General features: G+C 61.1%; 19 protein-coding genes and 1 pseudogene. 8 read left to right on the forward strand and 12 right to left on the reverse strand.

What is annotated here, in order from left to right; all coding sequences use genetic code 11:
- Positions 1-100: 100 nt before the first annotated feature.
- Positions 101-748, reverse strand: coding sequence for a TetR/AcrR family transcriptional regulator (locus ACFSR7_RS17525; RefSeq protein WP_378163728.1), 648 nt, complete (start codon positions 746-748; stop codon positions 101-103).
- 177 nt (positions 749-925) lie between these two features.
- On the opposite strand from ACFSR7_RS17525, the gene ACFSR7_RS17530 reads away from it, so the two are divergent.
- The 3 genes from ACFSR7_RS17530 (at position 926) to ACFSR7_RS17540 (ending at position 4,043) form a co-directional block, all read left to right on the forward strand.
- Positions 926-2,107: a YhgE/Pip domain-containing protein gene (locus ACFSR7_RS17530; protein ID WP_378163730.1), complete on the forward strand. Its 1,182-nt coding sequence runs from the start codon at positions 926-928 to the stop codon at positions 2,105-2,107.
- Between the two features lie 267 nt (positions 2,108-2,374).
- Positions 2,375-2,908, forward strand: a complete 534-nt coding sequence (locus ACFSR7_RS17535) for a GNAT family N-acetyltransferase (RefSeq protein WP_378163732.1) — start codon at positions 2,375-2,377, stop codon at positions 2,906-2,908.
- 106 nt (positions 2,909-3,014) lie between these two features.
- Positions 3,015-4,043, forward strand: coding sequence for a M14 family zinc carboxypeptidase (locus ACFSR7_RS17540; protein ID WP_378163734.1), 1,029 nt, complete (start codon positions 3,015-3,017; stop codon positions 4,041-4,043).
- Between the two features lie 112 nt (positions 4,044-4,155).
- On the opposite strand, the gene ACFSR7_RS17545 is transcribed toward ACFSR7_RS17540, so the two are convergent.
- Together ACFSR7_RS17545 and ACFSR7_RS17550 are read right to left on the reverse strand one after the other, a co-directional pair.
- Positions 4,156-4,995, reverse strand: a complete 840-nt coding sequence (locus tag ACFSR7_RS17545) for an anti-sigma factor domain-containing protein (RefSeq protein ID WP_378163736.1) — start codon at positions 4,993-4,995, stop codon at positions 4,156-4,158.
- Complete coding sequence (locus ACFSR7_RS17550; RefSeq protein WP_378163738.1) at positions 4,979-5,569, reverse strand: RNA polymerase sigma factor; 591 nt, start codon at positions 5,567-5,569, stop codon at positions 4,979-4,981. Before ACFSR7_RS17550 ends, ACFSR7_RS17545 begins: the two co-directional genes overlap by 17 nt.
- 179 nt (positions 5,570-5,748) lie before the next feature.
- Here ACFSR7_RS17550 and ACFSR7_RS17555 point away from each other — a divergent pair, with 179 nt between their 5' ends.
- The 4 genes from ACFSR7_RS17555 to ACFSR7_RS17570 all read left to right on the forward strand — a co-directional run bounded on the left by ACFSR7_RS17555 (position 5,749) and on the right by ACFSR7_RS17570 (position 9,070).
- Positions 5,749-7,368: a copper amine oxidase N-terminal domain-containing protein gene (locus ACFSR7_RS17555; protein WP_378163740.1), complete on the forward strand. Its 1,620-nt coding sequence runs from the start codon at positions 5,749-5,751 to the stop codon at positions 7,366-7,368.
- Between the two features lie 185 nt (positions 7,369-7,553).
- Positions 7,554-7,937, forward strand: a complete 384-nt coding sequence (locus ACFSR7_RS17560; RefSeq protein WP_271754497.1) for a RidA family protein — start codon at positions 7,554-7,556, stop codon at positions 7,935-7,937.
- A gap of 230 nt (positions 7,938-8,167) precedes the next feature.
- On the forward strand, positions 8,168-8,524 hold the full coding sequence (locus ACFSR7_RS17565) for an ArsR/SmtB family transcription factor (RefSeq protein ID WP_378163742.1): 357 nt from the start codon (positions 8,168-8,170) through the stop codon (positions 8,522-8,524).
- 27 nt (positions 8,525-8,551) lie between these two features.
- A complete protein-coding gene (locus ACFSR7_RS17570) occupies positions 8,552-9,070 on the forward strand; it encodes an SRPBCC domain-containing protein (RefSeq protein ID WP_378163744.1) in 519 nt (172 codons plus the stop codon).
- A gap of 242 nt (positions 9,071-9,312) precedes the next feature.
- Here the strand turns inward: ACFSR7_RS17570 and ACFSR7_RS17575 are convergent, their stop codons facing one another.
- Entirely contained in the window at positions 9,313-10,305 is a 993-nt protein-coding gene (locus tag ACFSR7_RS17575; protein ID WP_378163746.1) for a YheC/YheD family endospore coat-associated protein, read from the reverse strand.
- A 243-nt stretch (positions 10,306-10,548) separates the two neighbouring features.
- Here ACFSR7_RS17575 and ACFSR7_RS17580 point away from each other — a divergent pair, with 243 nt between their 5' ends.
- Positions 10,549-11,907, forward strand: coding sequence for an exosporium glycoprotein BclB-related protein (locus tag ACFSR7_RS17580; protein ID WP_378163748.1), 1,359 nt, complete (start codon positions 10,549-10,551; stop codon positions 11,905-11,907).
- A 92-nt stretch (positions 11,908-11,999) separates the two neighbouring features.
- Here ACFSR7_RS17580 and ACFSR7_RS17585 read toward each other — a convergent pair.
- The 8 genes and pseudogenes from ACFSR7_RS17585 to ACFSR7_RS17620 all read right to left on the reverse strand — a co-directional run.
- Positions 12,000-12,179 (reverse strand): annotated as a pseudogene (locus ACFSR7_RS17585) (hypothetical protein); the annotation flags it as partial.
- A gap of 160 nt (positions 12,180-12,339) precedes the next feature.
- On the reverse strand, positions 12,340-13,257 hold the full coding sequence (locus tag ACFSR7_RS17590; RefSeq protein WP_378163750.1) for an aldo/keto reductase: 918 nt from the start codon (positions 13,255-13,257) through the stop codon (positions 12,340-12,342).
- Positions 13,258-13,441: 184 nt separating this feature from the next.
- Positions 13,442-16,594, reverse strand: a complete 3,153-nt coding sequence (locus ACFSR7_RS17595) for a glycoside hydrolase family 2 TIM barrel-domain containing protein (RefSeq protein WP_378163752.1) — start codon at positions 16,592-16,594, stop codon at positions 13,442-13,444.
- Between the two features lie 83 nt (positions 16,595-16,677).
- Entirely contained in the window at positions 16,678-17,499 is an 822-nt protein-coding gene (locus ACFSR7_RS17600; protein WP_378163754.1) for a carbohydrate ABC transporter permease, read from the reverse strand.
- Positions 17,496-18,458 carry a carbohydrate ABC transporter permease gene (locus tag ACFSR7_RS17605; protein WP_378163756.1) on the reverse strand — a complete coding sequence of 321 codons (963 nt, stop codon included), beginning with the start codon at positions 18,456-18,458 and terminating at the stop codon, positions 17,496-17,498. The genes ACFSR7_RS17600 and ACFSR7_RS17605 overlap by 4 nt, the downstream gene beginning before the upstream one ends.
- A 22-nt stretch (positions 18,459-18,480) precedes the next feature.
- On the reverse strand, positions 18,481-19,869 hold the full coding sequence (locus ACFSR7_RS17610; protein ID WP_378163758.1) for an extracellular solute-binding protein: 1,389 nt from the start codon (positions 19,867-19,869) through the stop codon (positions 18,481-18,483).
- Between the two features lie 612 nt (positions 19,870-20,481).
- Positions 20,482-22,215 carry a sensor histidine kinase gene (locus tag ACFSR7_RS17615; protein WP_378163760.1) on the reverse strand — a complete coding sequence of 578 codons (1,734 nt, stop codon included), beginning with the start codon at positions 22,213-22,215 and terminating at the stop codon, positions 20,482-20,484.
- 7 nt (positions 22,216-22,222) lie between these two features.
- Positions 22,223-23,761, reverse strand: coding sequence for a helix-turn-helix domain-containing protein (locus tag ACFSR7_RS17620; protein WP_378163762.1), 1,539 nt, complete (start codon positions 23,759-23,761; stop codon positions 22,223-22,225).
- Positions 23,762-24,015: the final 254 nt, after the last annotated feature.

Below are 24,015 nucleotides of genomic sequence, written 5' to 3' on the forward strand. Positions count from 1 at the left end.
AAAATCGGCGCGGATAACGGACGGCAGTGTCCGGAGAAGGGACGGAGCGGCCGCAAGAAAGGCGTACATGGAGCCCGATAAACGTAACCTATTGCGCGGGTCAATCAGGCTGCATTTTGACGTTGCGCTTTGATTCCACCAACTCCGGCTTCTTCCGAATACCGCCCGATACGAGCGGGCCGTAGCTCATTAAGTTGACCATCATCTTGGCCATCTGCCTGGGCGCGAGCTGGCGGCCGGTGTCCAGCCAGTGCGTGACGATGCCGAAGTTGGCGGAGGCGATGTAGGAGACGAGGTAGTCGAGCGGTACGGCCCGATCTTCGGGCGAAAAGGTACCCAGCTTGGCCTGAACCCGGGTGGCAAACAACTCCCGCAGCTGTCGGGCGAAGGACAAATCGCCTTGCTGGCCGAGCATGATGCGCAGAAATTCCCCATGACGGGCGACCTCCTCGAAGATGGCGATGCTGACCGGATAAGGCTCCTCCTTGTCGATATATCGGATCGCTTCCGTGATATCGAGCTTCTCGACGCAGCCCCGCATGCGTGTGAAAACGTCGTCTTTCAGCTGCTGCAGCATGTCCCCCACATCCCGGTAATGCAAATAAAACGTGCCGCGGTTGACGTCCGCACGGTCGGCGACATCGGTGACCGTGATCGCATCGGCGTTTTTTTCTTGCAGCAGCGTCATGAGCGCATCGTAGAGCAGCTGCCTGGTTCGCGCTTTTCGCCGGTCCAACTTTCCCGTCATCGCGACTCCTCCGTTCTTTTTTCGCGTTAATCAACAGCTCGTCGTCGATCTGCCGATTAATGAACATCGCGTCCTTACATTGACGATTGAACGTCGCTCTCTCTTCATTATAATGAACGTAGTGAGCGTTAATCAACACGGTGTTCAATAAAGTGTACAAGAGGAGCGGATAGCGACATGGCGATATTCAAACAAAAAATCGTATGGATCGGGACGTTAATTGTCCTGATCGTACTGGTCGTATTCGGAGCTGCGATGATGGGCTCGGTGCTCGGAGCCAAGCCGAAGGATGTGCCGGTGGCGCTTGTCGTGCTCGACCAACCGGCCGGGCTCCCGAGCGGCGGGACGCTTGCGGTGGGGGAGATGCTGAAGCAGAAGCTGACGTCGAATGCGCAGCTGCCGATTGCCTGGACGGTCGTCGGTTCCGAGGCCGAAGCGCGCAAGGGGCTGGACGATCGGCAATACTACGGTGCGTTGGTCGTACCGGCGGATCTTAGCTCGGGCGTCGCCTCTTTGGCCGGCGCCGCGCCGAAGCCGGCAACGGTTAAGATCATTGCGAATGATGGCTGGAATACACAAGCTGCCACCGTCGTAAAGCAAGGGCTCGCCCAGGCGATGCGGCTCGCCGGCGCAGAGCTGTCGAAGACGATGCTCGAGCAAATCGGCGCGCAAACGCAGCAAGTGTCCGTGACGACCGCGACGGCGCTGCTGTCTCCTATTGTCGTACAAGAAGAGACGATGCATGCGGTAGGCGTCAACAACGCCTCTGGCAATGCGCCGGGCCTGCTCACGCAGATCATGTGGATGGGCAGCCTGGTATCGGCGCTGATTCTGTTTTTTGCAGGCGGCGCAGCCATAAAAAAGGGATCGCGCCGACCGGCCGCGATCGTCTGGCAGTCTGTAGCGGGCATCGTGCTTACCGGACTCGCTTCGGCATTCCTCGTCTGGGAAGCGTCCGCCTGGTATGGCATGGAGCTGGCCGAGGCGACGCAAACCTGGCTGTTCCTGTGGCTCGCCGGCGCGGCCTTCTACATGATTCAATCCGCGCTGCTCAACTGGATCGGCATGCCGGCGATGGCGATTCTGGTCCTGCTGATGTTCTTCTCGATGCCGATGCTGAACATGGCGCCGGAATTCCTGACGGCGGCATCCCGCGACTGGATCTACGCCTGGACGCCGCTGCGTTTCGCAGCCGTGGGGCTGCGGGAAGTCATGTATTTCGGCGGCCTGGACGCTGTTTCCTCGAATGCGGCTGTCCTATGGAGCGTCGGAGGCGGATTCCTCCTGCTGCTGATCGGTGCCGGCTGGAAGCGGATGAGGCCCAAGACCCAAGCGCTTCCGACCCCGGAAGCGGCTTGATCCTTCTTTACAACGGCTGCGGAACGTTTTATCCTGGACTCAGGTTGTATTCGGAAGGAGAATTTATCCTTTATGCCAGTTTCCTTGTAACGGACAAAGCGCGCGCAAAAATCTCGTGATTTAATAGACGGGATACGTGCGTCTTCAAGAGCCGCTGCAAGGGACTCGAGACAAGTATGCGAACGATACTTGCGGAGTGCCTTTCTTAAGGTGCTCCGTTTTTTTAATTCCGCCGAAAACCATTTTAACCGACGAGGTGCTTCTCAAATGATGCATTCCTTTACGATTGATACCGATTCGATCCGCCTCCGCGCGTTCGCGCCGCAGGATATTGACGCGCTGCGCGCGCTCACCATGCAGACCGAGATTACCGATCTCCTGCCCGATTGGGCGATGACCGAGGCGCAGCTGACAGACTTCCTGTCGTTCGTCATCGGCAGCTACGGCCGCTTCGATCCGGATGACGTGCGTATCCTGCTCGCGATCGAGCACAAGGCGGACGAACGGTTGATCGGGTGGTGCGGCGTCTTCCCGAACGATCTTCTGGATCCGGCGGACCGCGAGGTGGCGTATGCCGTCTCTAAGGACTACCGCAAAAGCGGCTATGCCACAAGCGCCGTCCAATCGATGCTGGCATGGATATTCAGGCATACCCGTCTCGAACGGGTAGCGGCCATCGTGAAGCCCATGAACGATATATCCCGCAGTGTGCTGCTGAAGGCGGGATTCCGGTTAATCGACCGCCGTACGCTGTCCAATGGGCAAGAATATGACTACTTTGAAACGTACGGCCATCGCTGAATTGTTCAAAAACGATGCGGAAAATGGAAAGCGTCAACCCCGGTGCTCCTTCATAATACAAAGGAACAAACAGCGCTTACGACAACGGTCGCAGGAGGAATCGATCTTGGAGGCATCGTTCTGGAAAGGGAAGCTGACGGATATCGAGGACGCGATGGCGAATCTGAACCTTGGCAAAGCGAGCATGCTGGAAGCGTCCGCGGGGGGCCGCAACGTCTATCTGGTCGAATACGGCGACAAGCAGGATTTCGGCCGGCAGGCGAACTACAGCTCGGCCTGCGGCGCCCGGGATCCGTCGAAGTACGCGAACAAGGGCGAGGATGCGAGGCCCGTGCTCCTCATCGTGGGCGGCGTGCATGGCGGAGAGCTCGAGGGTATCGTCGGCGTCATGAACCTGATCCGCCTGCTCGAGACCGGCGAGGATTACAGGGGACGGCGGCACGATTACCTTTATGAAAATGCGGGCCGCTTCCGTCTCTTGCTCATTCCCTGCTTGAACCCCGACGGCCGGGCGCGTCTGCCCGTCGATTCGCTGATCGGCGTGCCGTACGAGCAGTTCGTTTACTATATGCAAGGCGCCTGGAAGGATGGCTCTCTCTGCCGGTGGCCGGATTGCAAGGCGGTTCATCCGATCAAGGAAGCCTCGGCGTTCCTCGGCTCTTATTTTAACGACGACGGCGTCAACCTGATGCACGATAACTTTTTTGCACCGATGGCGAAGGAATCGGCAGCGCTTCTTGGACTGGCGGACCGCGAGGCCGTCGATTTCCACATGTCGCTGCACGGGGGCGCCGACACGGCCGTGCATTTTCCATGGATCCCTTATCTGCCCGTCGACGTCAAGCGCAGGCAGCAGGCATTCAATCTTCGGATGGCGGAAGCTCATCGCGTGCGGGGGCTATCGTTCGACATGGTCGAGCAGACGGTACAGGACGGGGAGACGTATCCGTATCCTTCGTTTAACCTGACTACCGCGGTTCACCATGTGTGCGGGGGCCTCAGCATGACGTACGAATCCAACATGGGCATCGACGGGCCGGGACTTCGCTTCACGGCGGACGAGATTCTCGATTGTCATTTCCTTCTGTTCGAGCAGATGTTCCGGTTTGCGCTCGAGGATTGGGCGAAGGCTTAACCAAGCAACAATCGCAAAGAAGCCGCCAGGCGATGGCGGCTTCTTTGCGTTGTTTATGAGGATGTCAGCGTAATCCGGCCCTGCATCCCAAGACACGAAGAGACTCGAATTCTCACGCGCTAAGCGAAGCGGCCAGTACGATCTCTCCGCGCGGCTGGTCGCCGAACGCGTCCGGCTCGAGCGTGATCGCCACCGTATCGTAGCCGCCGTTTTTCAGCGTGTAATAGAGGGCGCCGGTTCCCTGAGCGGACACAAAGGTACCCGCACTGTATTTCTCCTGGCCTTTGATCAGCCAAACTTGGTAAGCCTCGCTGCCTTGCAGCTTCGGCAGCTGTTCCGCCTGCACGAGCAGGTGGGTCCCATTTTTGTCGATGACGATGGTGGCGAGGCCCGTGGCCACGATATCCGCTGCAGCCGGATTCAGCTTGACGGCCTGGTTCACCTTCAGCTCTTGAACCGGCGCGCTGCCGGCATCTGCGAGCTCTCCGCGCAGGTCGCTGACTTGGCCCCGCAGCTGGGCGGCGTATAGCAAGAGCGCGAGCAATGCCGCGGCGAGCCCTGTCGTCACGAGCTTCATGTATGCAGGCGTACGTCTTGCCGTTGTCGTGAAGACGGGGGCGCTCAGCGTCGGATCTGTCTGCTGCGACGGAGACTGTATCGATCGTCGCGCCTCGACTTGCGACTCGGCAGTCGGCGCCGCCGGCTCTTTCCCTTTCGAGACATTCTCTGCGAGCACGTTGGCCAGGACTCTTTTCTTCATCCCTTCCGGAACGGGCTGAGGCTCCACCGCCGCCGGCAGCAGGCCGACGATGTCCGCGAGCGCCAGACGCTGCTCCCGGCAGGACTCGCACGAAGCCAAGTGCGCCTCGAAACGCAGGGCTTCCTCTTCGGTGAGACCGCCCAGCATGTACAGCTCCAGCAGGTCGCATGTCCGATCATGAGGTTGTGTCATAGGGGGTTCGCCTCCTTTCCAGATCTCCGAGCCGGTCCTTGAGCTGCTTCATCGCCAGCCGCACGCGGCTCTTGACCGTACCCAGCGGGATGCCATGCCGTTCGGACACCTCATGCTGCGAATAGCCTTGATAATAAATGAGTTCCAGCACCTGCTGCTGGTCCGGGTTAAGCGTCGCGAGTGCATTCTTTAACTGCTCGCCCGTCCATTTGATATCGTACTCTTCTTCGGGACCGCCAGCCGTATCGGGCAGCCGCGCGAACTGTTCGGCGTCCGCAGTCTGGCTAGTCGTACGATTCTGCCGCTTGCGCAGCTGATCGATCGCGATATTGCGGGTTACGGCGAAGATCCAGGTCGTCAGCTTGCCCAGCGAAGCGTCGTAGCGCTCCGGCTGGTTCCATATTCGCATGAATAATTCCTGCACGATCTCTTCGGCCAGCATCGCGTCTTGGGCAAACCGGTAGGCGAAGGCGTACACCGCCTTCTCGTACCTGTCGTAGAGCGCTTCGAGCGCCGTGGCGTCTCGTCCGGCGATGCGCCGCATCATCTCTGTATCTGACGCGATATCGTTCATCGAGGAGCTCCTTTCCTGAACTCCCATTCATTATAAAGGTTCGAATTTGAAATTACAGCGGATCACTTTTTTAAAAAAAATAGGCCCGGGCGGTGATCCGAACTTACGCGGCGTCCGTTACACCTTGCAGAACCGTCAAGCAAGCCGGCGGCCACCCCACTGTAAAAGGAGTGTTCCTCATGAACGGACTACGCGTCAAAATCACAGGTTTGCTCTTATCGCTATTGCTGCTGGTGCCCGCGTTCGCGAGCGCTCATACGGTCAGCACGAAGGGACCGACGCCCGACTTGCGCTCGGCGCTCGGCCAACTGCTCGGCGAGCATGCGCTGCTCGCGATCGTCGCGATGCAGAAGGGGTACGACGGCGCTCCCGACTTCGCGCAAGCGGCAGGCGCGTTGAATCAAAATACCGACGACCTGAGCGCCGCGGTCGCCTCCGTATACGGCGCTGACGCCGGCGCGGCGTTCAAGAAAGTATGGTCCTCGCACATCGGCTACTTCGTCGACTATGTCAAAGCGACGTCGGCCAAGGACGAAGCGGGCCGCGCCAAGGCCGTCGCGGACCTGGAATCGTACCGAATGGCGCAAGCCAAGTTCTTCGCGGACGCCAATCCGAAGTACTTCGACGAGAAGGCGATCGCAGACGGACTTAAGATGCACATCGACCATTTGCTCACCGCCTTCAACGATTATGTGGGCAAAAACTACGCGGCAGCGTACGACGATGCGAAGACGGCTTATGCGCACATGTACATGACCGGCGATGCGCTGGCAGCAGGCATCGCGGCGCAGTTCCCGGCGAAGTTCACGGATGCCGTCGCCTCGAATCCCGCATCCGACCTGCGTTCGGCGCTCGAGCAGAAGCTGGGCGAGCATGCGCTGCTCGCAATCCTCGCGATGCAGAAGGGGATCGATGGCGCGCCTGATTTCGCCGCTGCGGCCGCCTCGCTTAGCCGCAACACCGACGAGCTGTCCGCCGCCGTCGCCTCTGTATATGGCGTGGATGCGGGAGCAGCCTTTAAAAAGATCTGGTCTTCGCACATCGGCTACTTCGTGGACTATGTGAAGGCCACCGGCGCGAAGGACGAAGCCGGCAAGAAAACGGCGGTTGCCGAACTGGAGACGTACCGGACGGCGCAAGCCAAGTTTTTTGCGGAAGCCAATCCCGCCAACTTCAGCCAGCAGGCGATCGCCGACGGCCTGAAAATGCATATCGACCATCTGCTGAACGCGTTCGACGCTTATGTGGCCAAAGACTACTCGGCCGTCTATGCCGACGCTCGCACGGCGTATGCCCACATGTTCCCGACGGGCGCGCTTCTCGCTGCTGGCATCGCGGCTCAATTCCCCGAGAAGTTCCACACGGCCGCACCGGCTCCGGCGGTCATGAAGGTCTGGTTCAAGGTCGGCTCCAGTCAACTGATCATCGACGGCAAGGAGACGACGATGAACACGAAGCCTTATATGGACAACGGGAGCAACTATATCCCGCTGCGCTATCTCGCCGAGGGCATCGGTGCCAAGGTGACTTGGGATCGTGCCGCTCAATCCGTATGGATCGACGCGGGCGATGCCAAAGCGCAGTTCTGGGTCGGCAAGAAGTATATGGAGATGAACGGTAAACGAATGGAAATCGGATATCCGGTCATGCTGAAGGACGATCGCGTGCAGGTGCCGGTACGCTTCATCGCCGAGCTGTTCGGCTGGGATGTCGCCTGGAACGCCAAGGACTGGTCGATCACGCTGACGAAAGCGATGGAGACGGCTGCGTCTGCCGACATGGCGGGCATGCATCACTGAGGATGAAGACGCGGGGAGCGATCCCCGCTTCTTTTTTGTACGGAAAAGGGAGGGGCGAGGCCGGGTTGCGCGAAGCGCGCCGGGCATATAGGATGGAAGGGAGAGAATGCGCCGCTCCCCGGGCGGAACGTCCGCAGGCAGCCGAAGGCGCTCACTTAACGAGGTATCAAGGAGGCATTCCACTAATGAACCAAGCTGTATCCACTGCCCAAGCGCCAGCCGCGATCGGGCCTTACTCCCAAGCCGTGCTCGCAGGAGGCTTCCTGTTCGCTTCCGGCCAGATCCCGCTCGACCCGGCTACCGGCGCGATCGTCGAAGGCGGTATCGAAGCGCAAACCCATCGCGTGCTGCAAAACCTGAAGGCTGTCGTCGAAGAAGCCGGCCTCTCGCTCGGCGACGTCGTGAAGACGACGATCTTCCTGGACAGCATGGACGACTTCGCGAAGGTCAACGAAATCTACGCGAGCTACTTCGACGGCGGCGTGCTGCCTGCCCGCGCGACGGTTCAGGTCGGCAAGCTGCCGAAAAACGCGCTCGTCGAAATCGACTGCATCGCGCACCGCGGTTAAGGGGCAGCCGGCGCCTTGGGTTTTACTTGCATAGAGCAAAGATCGCACAAGCCTCTGTCCGCATAATGCCGTACCCGCATGAAGCCGCCGCAAAGGGCGGCTTTTATTATCTTTTAAATATTCCTTTACAGGAATATTCCTTATGGTGTATATTTAACTCATCAGGAAGACAACCTGAAGGCGAAGGAGATGAGACGCCCGGAGGAATACAAGTTGAAGAGGTGAACGACATGTCGGGATATCGACCGGGCATAGACATGGCGGCGCTCGGCGCGCTGGCCGAACCGAACCGCATGCAGATCGTCGAGCTCCTGCGCGACGGCCCCCTCACCGTAGGGGAGATCGCCGACCGGCTGGGCATGCGGCAGCCCCAGGCTTCCAAGCATCTGAAGGTGCTGGGAGAGAGCGGGGTCGTAGAGGCAAAGGCCGACGCCAACCGGCGGATCTACCGGCTGCGACCCGAGCCGTTCCAGGCGCTGGATACGTGGCTGGGCTCCTTCCGCCGCATGATGGAGGAGCGGTATGACAAGCTGGACGACTACTTGCGGGAACTGCAGGATAATGAACGAACGGAAGGCCCCCAATAATCGAGTTAACCGAGGAGGAAATTTACAATGTCTAACAATGCCATGGCTTCGAGAGTAGAAGGAGATCGGGTGCTGGTACTGGAGCGCGTATTCGACGCGCCTCGCGAGCTGGTGTTCAAAATGTTCAAGGAAGCCGAGCATCTGAAGCGCTGGTGGGGACCGCGCGGCTGGGAGATCCCGGTATGCAACGTCGACTTCCGCCCAGGCGGTGTGTGGCACTATTGCATGAAGTGCGTCGATCCGAACCAGGGCCAATTTTACGGCATGGAATCCTGGGGGAAGGGCGTGTACAAGGAGATCGTCGAAGGTGAAAAACTCGTGTACGTCGATTACTTCTCCGATGCTGAGGGCGGCACGAACGACGCGCTGCCTTCCACCGAGGTTACGATGGTATTCATCGATGAAGCGGGCGGGAAGACGAGACTGATCAGCAGCAGCGAATACGAGTCAGCCGAAGCGCTCAAGACCGTCATGGACATGGGCATGCTGCAGGGCATCGCCGAGACGTGGGATCGTCTCGAGGAGCTTCTGAACGCATCCAAGTAAATTTGCAAAATGAAACGCAGCGAACTAAACGGGATGAAGCAGAGTTATTTTCTGCCTCATCCCGTTTGCATTTGGAGTCGAGGGTTTCTCGTTTGAGCCGGTTATAGACGCATTGTGGATGCACGCGGAGCGTTCCGGGGCAAGAGACTCTGCATAGAGCTACATAGCCGGACCGCACCGTCAACCGAATTGGATCAGCCTCTTGAGGCCAAGCCGTTCTCTTTCACTTTCGCCAACATCGCCTATCGCCGCAGCCCCGCCAGATAACTCGCGTAAGCCATCGGTCTCCGATAAATGCGTCTGGCGATCTCTTTATTCTCCAGCTCATTGTAGAGCACCTTGTCCGGTTTGCCGTTCATCTCGATCAGCCAAGGTCGATGCTTCGGGTCCAGCAGGAAGTCGACGCTCATCTCTCCGAGCGTGCCTAACCGGGATTCGACTTCGGCGGCGGCGCGAATGCCGGCGTCATGCAGCGCGTGCAAGATGCGGTCGCTCATCCAAGAAGGGAATGACCGTCGCATCAGCTCCGTCGCATCGCAGACATCCTCGCATACCGATGTATTGAAGCAATCTGAAAAGGCGATGCGCGAGACGAGCGTTGAGACCGCCCACTTTCCGTCCCCGTTTTTTTGCAGGAGCGCGCGAATGTCAAAATGTCGGCCGTCTACCGTGGACGTCTGGATGCCTTGCTGAATAAGATAGGGCTTAGAGCCGAGGAGATCGGCAATCATCTTTATGCCTTCCCTCATCGATCTGGCAATGTATTGCGGTGCCAGATGGTGCTCGCCGACGCGGACCTCGCCCTGATCCGTGTATTCGACCCGGTAAACGCCGTTGCCGCGCGCGCCGTAAAAAGGTTTCAGGTATAGCAGCGGATGAAGGCCGAGCATTTCCTGCAGAGCCGTCGGCGAATAGAGGCGGCTGTCGGGGATCAGCGATCCGACCTCGGATGGTTTTAGCCACCCGTAAAGCGCCCATTTGTCGAAATAATTGACTCGGTTGAAGCAGATGCCCCCGTTCATATGCTCCTCGAGGCGGAGAATGAGGTCGGGGCGGTCGTTAAAAATCCGGTTATAAACCGCGTCCGGAAATGGAAAAGAGTATTCCTCGCAGCGGTCTCTTTCGTACAGCAAGCCGGCGATGCGCAGACGTTCCCAGTCGATATCGTCGGGACAGAAGGCGAATAACTCCGTCCCCGGCCGATGCTGGCGTCCGTAAGCGCGCAAAATGCGCATTCGGTCGGCCCTTTCCGGGATTAATATCCCGATAAACGGGCGAGCAGTCAAATGTACCCCCTCCTGTCCCAACTCTTAATGTTAAGGGATGCAAAAGGCGGCTTGCCCGCATGGGACAATGGCATATCGGGCAGTAAAAGGGCGTATATATGGATAGGATCGGCGTCTTGCGGACGAACTGGCCTGGACCGTATGGACCGGGAGAATGGTTCGCCGTCAAATCAGGGATAGGCGGGTGAGCGTATGGGAAGACAACCAGGGCCGCCGGGACCTCCGGGACCGCAAGGACCGCAAGGACCGCAGGGACCGCAGGGGCCGCAAGGACCTCAGGGACCGCAAGGGCTTCAGGGCGCAGCGGGGCTTACAGGGCTAACGGGCGCAACAGGCGCTACGGGAGCTGCCGGTGCAAATGGCCTTATTGGCCCGGTAGGACCCGCAGGACCGATAGGACCCGCAGGACCGATAGGACCGGCAGGAGCAACGGGCGATCCGGGGCCAACGGGTGCGACCGGGGCGACAGGCGCAGGCATCACGGGCGCTACCGGCCCGACGGGACCGACAGGACCGACAGGGGCAACGGGCGATCCGGGGCCAACGGGTGCGACCGGCGCGACGGGCGCGGGCGTCACGGGCGCTACCGGTCCGACGGGACCGACAGGCGCAACGGGTGATCCGGGCGTCACGGGTGATCCAGGCGCCACCGGAGCGACAGGCGAAGCGGGCGCGTTGGGAGCCACAGGTGCTACAGGTGTTACTGGTGCTACGGGTGCCACTGGTGCCACCGGCGCTGCAGGTTTGACCGGTGCCACAGGCATAACGGGAACCACGGGAGCCGCAGGCGCAACCGGTGTAACGGGAACAACAGGCGCTACAGGCACAACGGGAACAACTGGCGCTACAGGCACAACGGGAACGACAGGCGCTACAGGCACAACGGGAACAACAGGCGCTACAGGCACAACGGGAACAACAGGCGCTACAGGCACAACGGGAACAACAGGCGCCACAGGCACAACGGGAACGACCGGGGCCACAGGCGTTACCGGTGTAACGGGTACAACCGGCGTGACGGGAGCGACTGGCGCAGGCGCGATCATCCCCTTTGCTTCCGGCCTGCCGGTAGCCTTGACGACGATCGTGGGCGGCTTGGTCGGCACGTCCGGCTTGGTCGGCTTCGGCAGCTCGGGCGACGGCGTGAGCATCGTCGGCGGCGTCATCGATCTGACCGGCGCAGCGGGCACGCTGCTGAACTTCGCCTTCTCCGTCCCGCGGGCAGGCACCATTACTTCGCTTGCGGCTTATTTCAGCACGACGCTGGCGGTGTCCCTGGTAGGCTCGACTGTGACCATAACGGCCCAGCTGTACAGCTCCACGACGCCTAACAATACGTTCACTGCAGTTCCCGGCGCTACCGTCACGCTGGCGCCGCCGCTCACCGGCATTATCGCCCTCGGTGCCATCTCGAGCGGCATCACGACAGGGCTCTCGATCCCCGTCGCTGCCGGGACGCGCTTGCTGCTGGTATTTTCGGCAACCGCAGCAGGGCTCAGCTTGATCAACACCGCTGCAGGATATGCAAGCGGAGGCCTTGGCATCAGCTAACAATCCACGCAAAAAGGCGGACGCCAATCTACGGCAGTCCGCCTTTTTGCCGGAATGGAAATTCCTCTTGCATAACGTTATTTGCGCCTGCGGCTCCCGGCTGCGCCGCTGCGTCCGGCACCGCTGGCGATCTGCGTCGTGTTGGGCGCATTGGTGAATTGCCGGTTGATGACGAACACGAGCCGGTCCAACTGCGAGAGCGGCGCTTTCGTGGCGATCCTCCGCTTGTTTTTCTGAATGATGACGGTGATAGGGTCGTCCTTCTTGCCCATCGATGTCATCCCTATCCTCACATGGTGTGAATGTATGAATAAGCGGCGGAAAAGAAGCCGGTCAGGGACAAGCGCACGCCGGTCCGCAATTGGAAGCAGGCGGAAGCGGACGAGCCAAAAGCCCCGATCCGTCAGGACCGGGGCCGCATGCAAGGTGCGCTTAAGGCAGGATATTGCCCGCCGAGCGGTAAATCTCGTACCACTCTTCGCGCGACAGATGAATGTCGCTCGCCTTGACGCAATCGCGGATGCGCTCGAGGTTCATCGTACCGGTGACCGGCTGCATGCGCGCCGGATGGCGGAGCAGCCAGGCGATTGCGATCGTCGTGTTGCTGACCTCGTATTTTTTCGCGATCTCGTCGATCTTTGCGTTCAGCTCCGGGAATTCTTCATTGTCGAGGAATACGCCTTTAAAAAATCCGTACTGGAACGGCGACCAAGGCTGGACGGTAATGTCGTTCAGGCGGCAATAATCCAGGATGCTGCCGTCGCGGTCGATCGCGGACTCGTTTTCCATATTCACGTTGATGCCGTTCGAGATCATGTTGGCGTTCGTGATGCTCAGCTGCAGCTGGTTCGCCACGAGCGGTTGCTTGACGTGCTTCTTCAGCAGCTCGATCTGCATCGGCTTCTGGTTGGAGACGCCGAAGTGACGGACCTTGCCCGAGCTCTCCAGAATATCGAATGCTTCCGCGACTTCCTCGGGCTCGACCAGCGCGTCCGGGCGGTGGAGGAGCAGGATGTCCAGGTAATCGGTCTTGAGACGCTTCAGGATGCCGTCGACCGAGGTCAGGATATGCTCCTTGGAAAAGTCGAACGCGCCCTTGCGGATGCCGCATTTGGACTGCAGAACGAGCTTCTCGCGAATGTCGTCGTTCATATGAATGGCGTCTGCGAAAATCTCCTCGCAAGCGCCTCCGCCATAGATGTCGGCATGATCGAAAAAGTTCGCGCCCGCCTCGAGCGACGCTTGAACGAAGCGTTCGGCCTCCGCCTTCTCCAGCGAATTGATGCGCATGCAACCGACCGCTATTACGGGTACCTCGAGCGAGCTTGTCCCCAATTGAATCGTTCTCACCGCGAATGCCTCCTGCCTTGGTTTAGGTATCGTTTACGGCACTATCATAACGCTTTCGAGCGAAGAGCGCCAGACGAACACGCGTTTACAGAATCCAAGATGCGGAAAACGGTGCTATTCTCGTAGATTGGCGGACACAGCGTCCCTAATTTATGCGCTCGCGGGTAAGAAGGCGCGCATCCGTCTAAAGAAAGGAATGAATGCCGCGCAGGCGAACCATGCCGAGCAGCTGCCCGACGGTCAGCGTCGCTTCGGGTTCGAAACGGTTGCCGAGGGCATAGTTCAGCATTTCCGCGAATAAATAGGCGCTCTCGGGCCGTTTGAAGTCGGCCGGCGTCCGCCAGGCCAGCGTGGATACGAGCAGGCGGCCGGATCCGACGCGTGCCTCGAAGACGGCGGCAAGGCGCTTGGCGCGGTTGAAGTTGTCCACGATCTCGACGATCGGCCGGATGCCTTGCACCGCGTCCAGGCAGATGGCCGGCGTGCCGTTCAGCAGGTGGTACCATTGCCAGTCCGAGCGGCCGTCATGCGGGAAACGTCCCAGCGCCGGGTGATCGCCGATCATCGCGCCCATCGTGCCGCCTGCCTGCTCCGAGAACATCAAATAGTTCCAGAAGACGGGCAGATACTTGGTCATGACGGCGTCGTACAGCTCCGATTCGCCGGCAAGCAGCAGCACGCGGCCGCCGGCGACGAGATACTGAAGGACGCTGGTCGTCAGGCGCTCGACGACCGCGAGGCGGATGCCGCGCCGGGCGGGATAGGTACGCGGATCAAAGCTCGCATTGGGCTCGTGGATCGCGCCGTACAGCACGGATTTCAGGGCCGTCGCGCTGGTCCATACCGTCTCGGCATCGTCGTGCGCGGCCCGGGGGAACGCCCAGAACGACCAGGCATTGCGAATCTCCGCCGCAGCGCCGGTGCCCACCCATCGCGCCTCGAGCACAAGCTCGGCGGCCTCGGCATCCGCGCCGCAGCCAATCTGAACGATGCCGGCTTCGGTCACTTCTCCGACGTTCAGGCTCGCGACGGCCAGTTCCCCTTCAGAGAGCGTCCGTTGGCCCGCCGACAGCCGCCAAGCTACATGTCCTTCCAATACGGGCGCATCGCCGTAATGGGAAACGGTCAATCGGACGGACATGCGCTCGCCGGCGAACAGCGTGCGTCCGCGGCAGGACATCAGCAGCACCGTGGGACCGTTGAAATCGAGCACGCGCTCAGGCTCGATCGTCCCCTTGCTGTCCCAGAAAACGTCGAGCAGCCCAGTCGTCGCATGGCCCTGCCCGGGAAAGTCCCGAATGTCCAGCAACTGCACGCCCGCCGCGTCCGGCGTCCGGCGCGCCCGCTCCAACGCTTCCTTGAGGGCCCGGGCTTGATGGCGGCCGGTTGCTTCAACGAACGCGGGTACGCTCGAAGCGAGTCCTTTGTCCGCCAATGTCTCCTCGATCGTCTCCAGCCAAGTCGGCCGAAGGACGCCCGTGTACTTGGCCTTCTCCGCCGGGCGCGCGTACATCGAGAACTGCGCATGCTCGTGTCCGATGACCGGCTTGGCGCTGAGTCCGGCAACGGCGGAAAAATCGCGGTCGGTGGCTGGAACGGCGATTTCCTCTGTCTTGAGCGGCGTATGCCAGTTGAACGAGGGGATGAAGAAGTCTCCCTCGCGATCCTGCTCCGGCAGCTGCCCGAAGCCGGTGTTGTCCGTGGCCAGGCGCGTAGAATCGAGCTCGCGCGCAAGCCGGACAAGCTCGTTCAACCGCGGATGGCCGTTGTCTTCGACAAGCTCGTTGCCCATCGCGAACAGGACAAACGACGGATGCGCGTTCAACTGCGTATAAATGCGCCGCAGCTCGGCTTCGAGGAAGGCGTCGACATCCGCCGGCGGCGTCGCTCCGCGCGGCTGGTAATGCGCCGACCAGTGGGGCAGCTCCGTCTGAACGAGCATGCCCGCCTCGTCGGCGGCTTCCCAGAACGGCTCGGGGGCGGTCCACCCGTGCAGCCGCACGTGATTAAAGCCGTACGACTTCGCGATGCGGAATTGGCGTTCGTAATGCGCCTTGTCCCAGACCGGATAGCCCGTCAAGGGGAAAATACAGCAATCGACGTAGCCGCGCAGCCAGACGGGGCGGCCGTTAAGCAGCAGCCGTTTGCCGTCGGCTATAAGCCGCCGCAGGCCGGGACGCCGTACCGTCCGGTCCAGCGTCTCACCGTTTCGGACCAGCTCGAACGCGGCTTCATAAAGCTCCGGATGGGCGTCGCTCCATAGGGCGGGCGCGTCGCCGACCTCGCAGATCAGCTCGGCGAAGAAGCTTGCAGGCGCGCCACTTGCACTGCTCGCGCTACCCTCGTCACTCGCACTACCCTCGTCACTCGCACTACCCTCGTCACTCGCACTGCCCTCATCACTCGCACTACCCTCGTCACTAGCACTGCCCTCGTCACTCGCACTACCCTCATCACTCGCACTACCTTCGCCACTCGCGCCAACATCGCCGCCTTCGTCGTCGCTGCAAAGCTCGCTGCAACTGCCGTGGAGCCTGCTCTCGGGAGCGAACGTCGCCGCCGCGCGGAACGTCTTGCCGTCTGGCGCGCGGAACGTCGCGACGACGGTGTCGCCCGCCGCGATCTCGCCTCCGGCCGACACGCGGCAGCGGAAGAGGCCTGCCTCCGGATCGGGCGCGATCGAGACAGCCCCGATCCGCGCGGGGGCGAGCCGCGCGAGCCGCACGCCGCCCGTAATGCCGCCCCAGGCCGTGGCCGTATGGCGCGTGTGGATATGGCTGTCCGCGAGCGGCAGCCGCATCCGGTTGTCCACGCGAATGGCGAGCGCGTTTTCGCCTTGCTGGATAAGGCCATTTAGCAGGTGCGTATGCGGTGCGGACAGGCTGTCTTGCCTGCCCGCATAGGCGCCGTTGACCCATACCTCCGTCGTCCAGCGCGCGCCGGCGATCGTCAACGCCCAGGCTGCCGCGGACAATCGATCCGCGCCGTCGTACGCCCCGCCGCTCCTTGCGTTCGCCTTGCCGCCAGTCTCCGCGACACTCGCTTCCCCAACGTCTTCCGCCGCGGTCCCGGCCCGCTCTGCCTGCTCCCCGTTCCCGACGCTAAACGTCGTCCGATACCATGCCGCTCCCTCGTACTCGCGCACTTTAGTCCACGTATCGATCTGGGCGTAAGGCGGCTCGTCCCCGTAGCCCTGCTCCTCCCAGGAGCCCGGTACCCGGATGACGCCTTCGCCGAAGGCACCTTCCGGCGGCGGCTCATACGCGTAGCGATCGCCCGGATCGAGCAGGAACCGCCATTCCCCTTCCAAGCGCATCTCTCGTTCGTTCAGCCGCATTTCCGCTCCACTCCGTTCTTTCAGTAACTTTAAGTAACCTCCGTGTATGTTCGGCCATTCGCGTACATGCCTCGCCGAGTGCTTTAACCCTTGACCGCCCCCGCGGTCAATCCCTTCATGAACGTCTTCGAACCGAGGATGAACAGGATCAGCACCGGTACGGTCGTCAGCGACAGCGCGAGCATCCGCGCGGCGTAGTCGGTGCGGTGGACAATACCGAGATTCGAGATAAAGATCGGCAGCGTATACCACTCCGATTTGTTGATCGTCACGAGCGGGAGCAGGTAGTTATTCCACGACCACAGGAACACGAGCGTGGCGAGTGTCGCGAGACCCGGCTTCATGATCGGCAGCACGATCCGGGCGAAGATGCCCGGCTCCGAGCATCCGTCGATGCGCGCGCACTCCAGCAAGTCGTTCGGGATCGAGTCGCGGATGAACTGGACCATGAAAAACGCGCCGAACGGGAACGCCGCCCACACGAGGATGACCGGCCACAGTGTGTTGCCGACGCCGAGGTTGCGCATTTCGATGATATAGCCGATCAGGCCGACCTGCGTCGGGACCATCATCGTCAGGATGACGAACGTCTGCAGCGCCTTCCGCCCGCGGAATTCGAACTTCGCGAGCGCGTAGCCGATGAGCGTGCTCGTCAGCGTCGCCAGGACGACGGACACGACGGACACGATCAGGCTGTTGAGGTAGACGCCCATGAAGTCGGCAGACATGACTGTTTTCAGATTATACGCCAAGTAATCGCCGGGCAGGATCGGAATGCCCTTGAACAAGTCTTCGTTGTAGTGCGTGCCCATCACGATCATGATGTAGAACGGAAACAAAGACAGCAGCGAGATCGCGACAAGGCAGATCCACATGAGCGCTTTTGTCGTTTTTGCCGCGTTCATCGCTTGTCCTCCTTCGGTGCCGTCAGCCTGTAGCTCAAGATAGAGAAGAACACGATAATGATGAACAGCGAGTAGGCGATCGAGGAGGCATACCCGAAGCGCGTATTGGAAATGAACGATTCGTCCACGAATTTCCAAATGACGGTAAGCGCCGTGTTGTCCGGTCCGCCGACCTGCGCGGAGCCCGACCAGCCCCCGTAAAGCAGCTTCGGCTCGTCGAACAGTTGCAGTCCGCCGATGACGGAAGTGACGACGAGGAACACGGTGATGTTGCGCAGCAGCGGCATCGTAATCTTGCGAAACGTATGCAGGCCCGTCGATCCGTCCATTTTGGCGGCTTCGTACACGTCCTGTGGAATGACCGTCATGCCGGCCATGAAGATGATCATGAAATAGCCGAGATTGCGCCAGATGACCATCAAGGCGATGATCGCGCGCGAGCCCCAAGGATCCTGCAGCCAGTAGAAGCCTTCTTGCAGCCAGCCGAACTTCGTCAGCAGCAGGTTGACGAGCCCGGTCTGCCAGTCGAACAGGTAGGAAAAGATGAAGCCGATCGCGACGGGTGTCGTGATGTAAGGCAGTACGTTGATCGTCTGGAAAAGGCGTTTGCCCCGCGTTAATTGGAACGTCCAGTACGCAAGCACGAGGCCGAGGATCAGCGTGAGCGGGATGAACATGAACATCATAATCAGGGTGTTCCACAGCGACTTGATGAACAAGGGATCGTTCGTCCAGAGCTGGACGTAGTTTTTAAAGCCGATATACGTTTTTTCGCCGATGCCGTTCCAGTCATGCAGACTCAGCACGAAGGAGTAGAGGACCGGGTACAGTTGAAAAGCCGCATAAGTCAGCACAAACGGCAGCGCGAAAAGATAGGGCCACAAATGTGGCCCCCATCTGCGTTTGCGGGATGCGGCGGAGGTGGCGGCGGCCGGTGCGAGGCTTTGTTCCGCGTTCACGTTCATCCCTCTATTCTGTAGGTTACTTGACGGTCGCGTCCGACGCCTTGTTTTTTGTCTCGGAGATGAACTTCTGCAGCGCGGCGTCCGCGGTCACCGACGTATCCTTCGTCCAGAGCGGATACAGCGCGTTGAACACGCCATCCACGACCGAGTCGTACTTCGACTGCGGCTCGCCCTTCATGTCGGGCACGATTTTCTCCATGAAGTACTTCGCCAGGTTCTGGCCGCCGAAGAACTCGTCGTACGGTCCCGGCGTCTCGATCAGATCCTTGTGCGTCTCGTAGAACGACTTGGAGCCGGTCATGTTGCCGAACGTCTTGAAGTTGTAAGCGGAGCCTTCGTCCGACAGGTAGGCGTACTGCACGAACGCCCAGGCGGCTTCCTTGTTTTTGCTGTCCTTGTAAATACCGACGGCGGTACCGCCGCGGGTGAAGCCGCCCTCCGGCGCCTTGACGAGACCCCAGCGACCGGAGCCGTCCGGATCGTTGGCCGAGATATGCCACTTCGGACCCCATGGCGCCATCGGATAGAACATGAACTCGCCCTTGGCCATCGAAGCCGACCAGGCCGGCGTCCACAGCTCGTTCTTGCCGAGAATGCCCGCGTCGCGCATCTCGAACAGGCGGTTCAGCGGTTCCTTGACCTTGGCGGTCAGGTCGACTTCGTTGCCGTTCACGTACGGCGCGAAGTTCTGGCCTTTCAGCGGGATGAAGGCGTCGCCGAGGCCTGGCAGCATGAGCACCTTGCCGCTGCTCTTGTCCTTCAGTTCCTTGCCCTTGGCGATGAAGTCGTCCCAGGTGGAGATCAGCTTCTCCAGCTCGGCGGGATCGTCGGTGCCCCAATATTCCTTGGCGAGGTCGCGGCGATACGCGAACCCGGCCGGCGTGATCGCCTGGTCGACCGCGATAACCTCGCCCTTGCCGTTCGAGATATACGGGATGGTGAAGTCGAGAACCGAGCTCTTGTCGAAGTTGTAAGGCGCGCCTTCGAGCTTGTCGAGCACGCCCAGGTCGAACAGCTTGCCGCGGTAGGCGGATTCGCCGAGGATGACGTCCGGCACGTCCGAGCCGGAGGCGATGCCGCTCTGCAGCTTTTGCAGGTAGTCGTTCGGATTGACGACGGTCACTTCGACCTTGATGTTCGGGTATGTCTTGTTAAACTCGGCGATCATGCCTTTCTGAAAAGCTTCGTCCCAATCCCACACCTTGACCGTGCCGCTGAGCTGCGTCGGATCGGCGCTTGCGGCGGGCGCGGAGGATGATGCGCCGCTGCTGGCTGCGGGAGACGAAACGGACGGCGATGAGGCGTTATTGTCTTTGCCGTTGCCTCCGCACGCCGCGAGCACGCTGGATAGCAGGAGCAGCGAGAGCGCGCCGGCTGCGCGGCTTTTCGTGAGCAAGTGATTCACTTTCGATAGACCCCCTATAGAACTTCGTTGTAAGTGCTTGCATAAATATCGTAACCCGGGGGAGCCTGTGCGGATAATGCAGGAAACCGGCGATTTTGTATAAAATCCGGAGGTTCGGAGGGTAAGACGGCACCCGAGAGCGGAGTTATACTGGAAAACCGCGTAACGCCCGCAGAAACGCCAGTTGGGAGCGGAGTTAAACGGAAAAACCGCGTAACGCCCGCAGAAACCGCCGGCTGGGAGCGGAGTTAAACGGAAAAACCGCGTAACGCCATGCCGATAAGCGCAAATGGGCGCTAAAGCCGCATCTGCGACGCTTCGGACATTGCCGATAATTTGCATTTAGGCACTAACGCCACCTCTGCGACGCTCGGAAAGGTGCCGATAATTGAATTTAGGCACTAACGCCACCTCTGCGACGCTCGGAAAGGTGCCGATAAGCGCAAATGGCGCTTAACGCCAACCATTTCGTCACGTTCTTTGCAAGGATTGAGCATAAGGCAGCGCGGCAATGAGAGCCCATCAAGCCATCAAGCCAAGCTAGCCGAGCCAAGTAAGCCAACTCAAACTAAACCAGCAAGTCGACGCTGCATCTCATCGCACCACACCTCGTCAGCCTGCCTCCGTCCAGGGCAGCCGGATGCGGGCGAGCGTGCCGCGCCCCGGCTGGCTCTCGACTTCCAGCCGCGCGGCGGCACCGAAGTGCGAGCGCAGCCGCTCCTGGATGTTGGACAGGCCGATGCCGCGCGTGCGCTCGTGTCCGGCACCGCCGCGCGGCAGCCAGCCCGTCGCGGGCAATGTCATGCCGAGGCCGTCGTCCTCCACCTCCAGGCAGAGGTCGGGTCCATCCCTGTAGGCGCGCAGCGAGATTGTGCCGGTCTCCGCGTCGGAGGGGACGATGCCGTGCAAAATCGCGTTTTCCACGAGCGGCTGCAGCGCCATGCGGGGGACGGAGCGAGAGAGCAGCGATTCGTCAACCTCCCAGACCAGGCGAAAGCGGCCGGGATAGCGGGTCTGCTGAATGACCGCGTATTTATCCACGATACGCTTCTCGTCGGCGAGCGGCGCCCGCACCGCGCCTTCGCCTGTCTTGATCGTATCCTGCAAAATGGCGATGAGCGCCTGGGTCACCTCGGCGGCTTCGGCGCTGCGCCCGGCATGGGACAGGTAAATGACCGTATTAAGCGCATTGTACAAAAAGTGGGGATTGATCTGCGCCATGAGCAGATCGATCTGCATCTGCCTTTTGTCCGCTTCGCTGCGGACCGACGCCTGGATCGTTTCCTTCAGGTCGCCGACCATCCGGTTGAAGCCGCTGCCCAGAATCTCCAGCTCGTCCCCGCTGCGGATGTCGACCGTCGTGCCCAGATCGCCCACGGCTACGCGCTTCATCGCGTTCGTCAGGCGGATGAGCGGGCGGGTGAGGCCCACGATGATCGGAAGCATGACGACCGTCGAAGCGACGATGCCGCACAGGATGATGAGGACGTAGAAGTAGAAGATCCGGTTGATCTTCTCGAACAGCGTATGCTTGGAGATGAGCGCCGTCTGGCGCCAGCCGTAGTTCATGCCGTCGTCTGCGAGCGCAATGCGGCTGTCGTCCTCTGCATAGTCAGCGTCCGGACCGAGCGCGCTCGCCATGAATTCGCGGTCCGCCGCCGGCAGCTCCTCGTTCGCTGCGTACAGGAGCGCGCCTTGACCGGAATACAGCTCGATCTGCTCGAAGTCCCGCGCGGTCTGGAGGAAGACGTTGGACAGCTCCGAGTAGGCGACATCGATGACAAGATAGCTGTCCGCCGACGAACTGATGCCGATCGGTCGGTACTTGAGCACGTAGCTGACGACCTGTCGCTGCCCGCTGATGTAGAAAAACGAATGCGGCGCGCTGTAGGCGCTGCGTTCGTGCGACAGCTTGGCGAACCAGTCCTGCTTGAGATAGTCCGCAAAATAGTCTTCGTACCCGCTGTAATTGGAATACGTCTCTCCGCCGGGCGGCACGATCAGCACGTTCAGAATAAAGTTGCCGAGGGCGACGAACCGGCCCAGCTTCTCCTGGACCGCTTGCTTGCGGAAGTATTCGGTTTCGATGCTGTCGCCCGGCTGCGCGTAGACCTGGCTCGTGATTTCCTCGTCGGACACGATGTATTCGGCCGTCTTGGCGACCTGCTCCTGAATTTTGCCGAGCTGAAAGGAAATTTGCGCGAGCTTCGTCCGGCTGTCCTTGATCGATTGATCGCGAATGATATTCCGGGCGTAGTCGTAAATAAAGAAGCCGCTCACGGCGAGCGACAACGAGACGACAAGCGCGGCGCTCGCCATGATCTTGGTGCGGATCTTCATGCGCATGCGGCGTTCACCTGCGTTTCTCCGTGTATTCGTTCGGGTTCATGCCCGTCTGCTTGCGGAATACCTGGCTGAAATATTGGCCGTTGCGGTAGCCGACACGCTCCGCGATCTCGTAGATCTTGAGCGCGCCGTCCGCGAGCAGCGTCTTCGCCTGCTCCATGCGGATCTCGGTCAGGCGATCCAGCACCGTATGGCCGGTCTCTTCCTTGAAGACGTGGCGCAGGTGGTCGCGGCTGATGCCCAGATAGGCGGCTACGGCGTCGGCGCCGATATCCGGGTCGGCGTAGTGCCGCTCCAGATAAGCGATGGCCGCGCGAACCTTGCGCGAGCCGGCCGGGGCGCCCGCGGCCGCCTCGAGCGCGGCGATCCGGCCGGCGAACGCGGCCTCGATCGCCGTCAACGACGTCCAACCCGCGGCATCCTGCGGCTCGGCAGGATCGGGCAGGCCGAGCTGCGCGCGGCTGCGGGCAATCGAAGCGGCGAGCTGGCGGCACAGCTCGGTCAGGCCCGGGATGTCCATCGCCGCGCGCGCCTGCGCGAACAAGCCGGGCAGACCGAGCGCAGCCTCCGCGAAGCGGCCCTCCTGCAGCATCCCGCGCACCGAAGCAAGCCCAGCGCTCCAGTCGAAGTGCCCGGGCGCTGCCGTCTCGTGCGGCACCGGCGGCTCGTTCAGCCTGAACAGCTGCCGCGGCCCGTAATAGACGGCGAGTCCGAGCCGCCTGAGGCCTTCGGCAAGCCGGTCCGGCACGGCGCCGCGGTCCGTCAGCCCGTAGGCGCTGGCGGCCGACACCGTGCTGCCCGTCAGCCGCTCCAGCGCAGCCGCCGCCTCGGCCGCCCGCGCCTCGGCCGTCTCGCGCAGCCGGCCTTCGCCGCGGGCGCCTGCATCTCCATAGAGAAGCACGAAGCACTCCTCCAGGAATGGAAGCGCCGCCAGCAGGCCGGCGTCGTCCGAGGCGGGCCAGGCGGCCGGCAGCGGCGAAGGCGCCGGCATCCCTGGCAGCGAGAAGGGAGGCCGGTCGGGCCTGAGGACGACAAGCTGCCAGCGGTCGAAGCCTTCGCAGCGCCCGTCCGTCGCCGTCCGCCAGCCGGCATCCGACAGCTCCCGCCCGCCCAGCCAGTCGACCAGCAGTCTGTCCCGCCCGCTCCTCAGCGCGCTGCGCGCTTGCACGATCTCTTCGCGCAGGCCGCCCAGCTCGCGGCTGAACGTATCGGCGTCCATCTCGTGCTTCACCCAATAGCTGGCGACGCCGAGCCGGACGGCCTCCTTCGCGTACTCGAATTCCTTGTACGAGGTCAGCAGCACGATTTTCAGCGCCGTGCCTTCCGCAAGCAGCGTCTTGCTGAGTGCCAGGCCGTCTTGGCCGGGCATGACGATGTCCATGAGAACGAGGTCGGGGCGATGCTTGCGGGCCAGTTCGGGCACTTGCGCCGAGCGCGTCGCCGTGCAGACGATCTCGTAGCCGAGCGCTTCCCAGGAGACGAGGCGCTTCAGATGCTCGATCGCCAGCACTTCGTCGTCCACGATCATGACTTTGACGGGATTCATTCCGGTCGGCTCCTTCCCTGCCCTTCGGGCATCCGAATTGATTAATAGCAGTATCATCCGTTAACGGAGGCCGGTCCGTCAATCGGGTCTATTTTGGCGTACTTTGGCCGAAGCATCCCCAGGAGCTGCAAGACACGCAAAAAAGACGAACGGAGGCGTTCCTCCGTTCGTCTGCGCGATGCTGCAATGCTGCGTCGCTACGGTATTCCTTCCGCCGGATTAAAGACGCGCACGCGCCAGGATGACAAGCTTCG

This window comes from Cohnella sp. GCM10020058 (assembly GCF_042683485.1).
Lineage (GTDB): Bacteria > Bacillota > Bacilli > Paenibacillales > Paenibacillaceae > Cohnella.

Coding starts and splice junctions, on each gene's coding strand:
- ACFSR7_RS17580 (WP_378163748.1), top strand. CDS start 10,549: ATGGGAAGACAACCAGGGCCGCCGGGACCTCCGGGACCGCAAGGACCG.
- ACFSR7_RS17620 (WP_378163762.1), bottom strand. CDS start 23,761: ATGAATCCCGTCAAAGTCATGATCGTGGACGACGAAGTGCTGGCGATC.
- ACFSR7_RS17555 (WP_378163740.1), top strand. CDS start 5,749: ATGAACGGACTACGCGTCAAAATCACAGGTTTGCTCTTATCGCTATTG.
- ACFSR7_RS17560 (WP_271754497.1), top strand. CDS start 7,554: ATGAACCAAGCTGTATCCACTGCCCAAGCGCCAGCCGCGATCGGGCCT.
- ACFSR7_RS17575 (WP_378163746.1), bottom strand. CDS start 10,305: ATGCGCATTTTGCGCGCTTACGGACGCCAGCATCGGCCGGGGACGGAG.
- ACFSR7_RS17595 (WP_378163752.1), bottom strand. CDS start 16,594: ATGCGGCTGAACGAACGAGAGATGCGCTTGGAAGGGGAATGGCGGTTC.
- ACFSR7_RS17545 (WP_378163736.1), bottom strand. CDS start 4,995: ATGACACAACCTCATGATCGGACATGCGACCTGCTGGAGCTGTACATG.
- ACFSR7_RS17570 (WP_378163744.1), top strand. CDS start 8,552: ATGTCTAACAATGCCATGGCTTCGAGAGTAGAAGGAGATCGGGTGCTG.
- ACFSR7_RS17530 (WP_378163730.1), top strand. CDS start 926: ATGGCGATATTCAAACAAAAAATCGTATGGATCGGGACGTTAATTGTC.
- ACFSR7_RS17550 (WP_378163738.1), bottom strand. CDS start 5,569: ATGAACGATATCGCGTCAGATACAGAGATGATGCGGCGCATCGCCGGA.
- ACFSR7_RS17535 (WP_378163732.1), top strand. CDS start 2,375: ATGATGCATTCCTTTACGATTGATACCGATTCGATCCGCCTCCGCGCG.
- ACFSR7_RS17565 (WP_378163742.1), top strand. CDS start 8,168: ATGTCGGGATATCGACCGGGCATAGACATGGCGGCGCTCGGCGCGCTG.
- ACFSR7_RS17525 (WP_378163728.1), bottom strand. CDS start 748: ATGACGGGAAAGTTGGACCGGCGAAAAGCGCGAACCAGGCAGCTGCTC.
- ACFSR7_RS17615 (WP_378163760.1), bottom strand. CDS start 22,215: ATGCGCATGAAGATCCGCACCAAGATCATGGCGAGCGCCGCGCTTGTC.
- ACFSR7_RS17600 (WP_378163754.1), bottom strand. CDS start 17,499: ATGAACGCGGCAAAAACGACAAAAGCGCTCATGTGGATCTGCCTTGTC.